General features: G+C 35.3%; 1 protein-coding gene. It reads right to left on the reverse strand.

Features of this window, described 5'->3' with window-relative positions:
• Positions 1-1,337: 1,337 nt before the first annotated feature.
• Positions 1,338-1,823 carry a glutathione peroxidase gene (locus BCU84_RS14565; protein ID WP_102528800.1) on the reverse strand — a complete coding sequence of 162 codons (486 nt, stop codon included), beginning with the start codon at positions 1,821-1,823 and terminating at the stop codon, positions 1,338-1,340.
• Between the last annotated feature and the right edge of the window lie 113 nt (positions 1,824-1,936).

Raw genomic sequence — 1,936 nt, forward strand, 5'->3', positions numbered from 1 at the left:
GCTGATGAGGCCATGTTGATAAGTGAATTTAATTGTATGACCCGTGATGAAGGGGTTATACGTTGGAGATAAATAAACATGACCAACTCGCTACAGTTACTATGAGTACCTCTCTATTAAAAGGTTCAATTTGTTTCATAAAAAATGATCATTTTTATGATTTACTGAAAATATGACTAAGAAACGCCTTGGCGAGTTATCTTATTTGCAGCTTGAGGAATGGATGTTGTGGACTCTCTGTCAGAGCAGGTGCATTTAACGTCGAATTCACCTAAATCAAAAGTTGCGTTAATCATTAGTCAGGTTAATTAAAAGTCACGTTAATCATTTATACGCAAAAAAAATGGCAACCCAATGGGTTGCCAGAAGTATCTCTGCGGGACATGGCTAATAATGCGCTAGCGTATTAACTCGTTCCCAAATAAGGGGGATGATGATGAAACTTAAAACGCTGAAACAGTCTGAAAACTAATTCGGTTAGCACTGGCTGATGAGGCCATGTTGATGAGTGTATTTAAATGTATGACCCGTGATGAAGGGGTTATACGTTGGAGATAAATAAACATGACCAACTCGCTACAGTTACTATGAGTACCTAGGTAAGAAAAGGTTCAAATTATTTGAAAAAATCACTAATAATTTTTAACTGTACAAACTAATGCACTATCTTGAAATACTGAGAATAAAGTAAAAAAAAAGGCAACCCAAAGGTTGCCTGCAAATAATTACGTAAAGAGATCATGTAATGGCGCTAGCGTTTACATAATCCCAAAAGGGAGTGATGAAGCATGAAAAATGGAGGTAGCCTAAAGTCGTTTATAAAACGAAAGTGATAAGACAAATACTAAAACATCATCAAAAGATGGTGGGGGAAATTTAGTGACTTATCACTTGCTACAATTACTCAGAGTGATGAGAAATCGTTTAGTTCCCAGAAGGTTGAAATAAACGTTAAATAACGTTAAAAATTGTTTAATGTGCTTATTAAGTCATTAAGCCAATTGCTGGTGGAACCGCATCCAATCCCTCGTTAAAAGCATAAAAAAATGCCATAAAAAAAGGCAATCAATTGATTGCCTATCGATCCACTTTGAGATCAAGGGGACCGCGCTAGAAGTCCCAGGGAGATGATGAAAGTGAAATCACACTGTCTTAATAAATAAGACTCTCACCTGCGACAATAGTTCAAAAAAAATACAATTATTTTAATGTTTTTAGCATATAAATTTTTGTGGTTTTAAAATCAAGCAATTGCGAACAACAAATGGGTATGTGTAAATTTAATTGCATGCTTGAGCAAACCGTTTACTCCAGTTATTTGTCACTTTAGCCATCAATTATTTTAGTAAAGTTTCAATTTCAGTCATTAAATTTTCTGGCTTGGTGGTTGGTGAGTAACGCTTTAACACTTTGCCGTCTTTGTTGATCAAAAATTTAGTGAAATTCCACTTGATTGATTCACTGCCTAATAGACCTTTAGCAGAAGATTTAAGAAACTTATAGAGTGGCGCTGCTTCAGTACCATTAACGTCGACTTTACTGAATAAAGGGAAACTAACACCAAAATTTAATTCACAGAATTGACTAATTGTCGCTTCATCGCCTTTCTCTTGACCACCGAATTGATTACATGGAAAACCCAATACCACGAAACCTTGATCTTTATACAGTTGATATAGGTGCTCTAGTGGCTTGTATTGGTGAGTAAAACCGCACTCACTCGCCGTATTAACAACCAAAACAACTTTGCCTTTGTAATCTGACATTGATACAGCGTTGCCTTGAATATCAACTGCGCTTTGCTCGTAAAAAGATTGGCTCATAAATACACTCCTCATAGATTTAATATCACTATATAGTAGAAAATAATTTAGTCAATTAAATTGTGCGCAATTTAATTTTGATTCATTATATCGACTTTCTCACTTTCTCACTT

Origin of the sequence: Shewanella sp. 10N.286.51.B7, assembly GCF_002873615.1 — a bacterium.
GTDB lineage: Bacteria > Pseudomonadota > Gammaproteobacteria > Enterobacterales > Shewanellaceae > Shewanella > Shewanella electrodiphila.

Coding starts and splice junctions, on each gene's coding strand:
- BCU84_RS14565 (WP_102528800.1), bottom strand. CDS start 1,823: ATGAGCCAATCTTTTTACGAGCAAAGCGCAGTTGATATTCAAGGCAAC.